The organism is Ruegeria sp. CDSA089 (assembly GCF_059612205.1).
In genome coordinates this window covers 1-1,503 of record NZ_JBXWQD010000029.1, presented here as the reverse complement: position 1 = coordinate 1,503, position 1,503 = coordinate 1, and the positions used below count along the sequence as shown (strand labels likewise).

1 protein-coding gene is annotated in these 1,503 nt (G+C 55.6%); it reads right to left on the bottom strand.

Going from position 1 to position 1,503, the window contains the following annotated elements; all coding sequences use genetic code 11:
• Positions 1-74: 74 nt before the first annotated feature.
• A protein-coding gene (locus AC2FJ6_RS20810) for an IS3 family transposase (RefSeq protein ID WP_496669860.1) occupies positions 75-1,426 on the bottom strand; the annotation gives its coding sequence in 2 pieces (ribosomal slippage) (positions 75-1,090 and positions 1,090-1,426; 1,353 coding nt in all).
• Between the last annotated feature and the right edge of the window lie 77 nt (positions 1,427-1,503).

Here is a 1,503-nt window from a genome sequence, read left to right as displayed (position 1 = left end):
TGTCCGTCATCAGAGGTTTTGGGCCAGTTGGCGGTCTGACCTAAGAGAGGATCTGGCTCATCCGGTTCGCGTGATTATGCCGCGGATTTGCGGTGAAGCAAGCGACGCGTTTCGATTGTCTTTCGTTTGATCCTTTCTCGTTGTCTCAGAATGGTCTGGCCCCGTCCGAAGTAGACGTCAGCGGGCGTGAGGTTTTGCAGGCTTTCGTGGTATCGACGGTGATTGTAGTGCTCGACGAAGGCGTCAATCTGCTGCGTGAGATCGCCAGGCAGATAGTAGTTTTCCAACAGGATGCGGTTCTTGAGGGTCTGATGCCAGCGCTCGATCTTGCCTTGGGTTTGCGGATGATATGGCGCGCCACGCACGTGATCCATTTGCTGGTCTTCCAGCCAATCGGCCAGTTCGCCGGAAATGTAGCTGGACCCGTTGTCACTGAGCAGACGCGGTTTGTGCAGCACGGTTGCCTGATCACAGCCCGACGCCTGTAGCGCCAGGTCCAGCGTGTCTGTCACATCCTCAGCCTTCATCGTCGTACAAAGCTTCCAGGCAATGATGTATCGGCTGTAGTCGTCCAGGATCGTACTGAGATAGAACCAGCCCCAACCGATGACCTTCAAATATGTGAAGTCTGTCTGCCAAAGCTCGTTCGGTCTCGCTGTCTTGTCCCGGAACTCATCCGCAGCGGACAGAACCACATAAGCCGGGCTGGTGATCAGATCGTAGGACTTGAGGATGCGATAGACCGAAGCCTCTGACACAAAGTACTTTTCTGTGTCGGTGAAGCGTACAGCCAACTCACGCGGGGAAAGCTCACTTTCCTTCAGGGCCAGATCCTTGATCTTCTCGCGCACTGGCGTGGGAATGCGGTTCCAGACCAGTGACGGCGTGGGTCTGCGATCTTCAAGCGCCTCGGGGCCACCGACGAGATATCGGTCGTACCAGCGATAGAAGGTGGTCTTCGGAATGCCCAGCTTTTCCAAAGTGCGTTTGGTCGGCAGATGCGATTGCTCAACCAAGCGGATGATTTCCAGTTTTTCGGATGCAGGATATCTCATTCGTCGTCGTCCCCATCCGCGATCATGCTTTTTTTGAGAAGCCGCAGTTCCAGGGCCTGTTCTGCCACAACTTCTTTCAGATCGCGGGCTTCACGGCGCAGGTCTTTGACCTCGGTCGATGTCGCGGCACGTGCCGTGTCACCTGCCAGCCGCTTTTTGCCTGCCTCCAGGAACTCTTTGGACCAGCTGTAGTAGAGGCTCTGGGCAATGCCTTCACGGCGGCAGAGCTCCGCAATGCTGTCCTCGCCCTTGAGGCCGTCCAGAACGATCCTGATCTTTTCTTCTGCGGAATACTGTTTGCGGGTCGCACGGCGGATGTCTTTGACAACTTTCTCGCCGTGGCTCGGCTTGGTTCCGGGTTTCTTTCTCATCTCCACTCCTTAGCGGTTACGATGAGCCAGAAACCCTCTCTTATCAAATCAACCTAAACTGTCCCATTGGCGCTGAC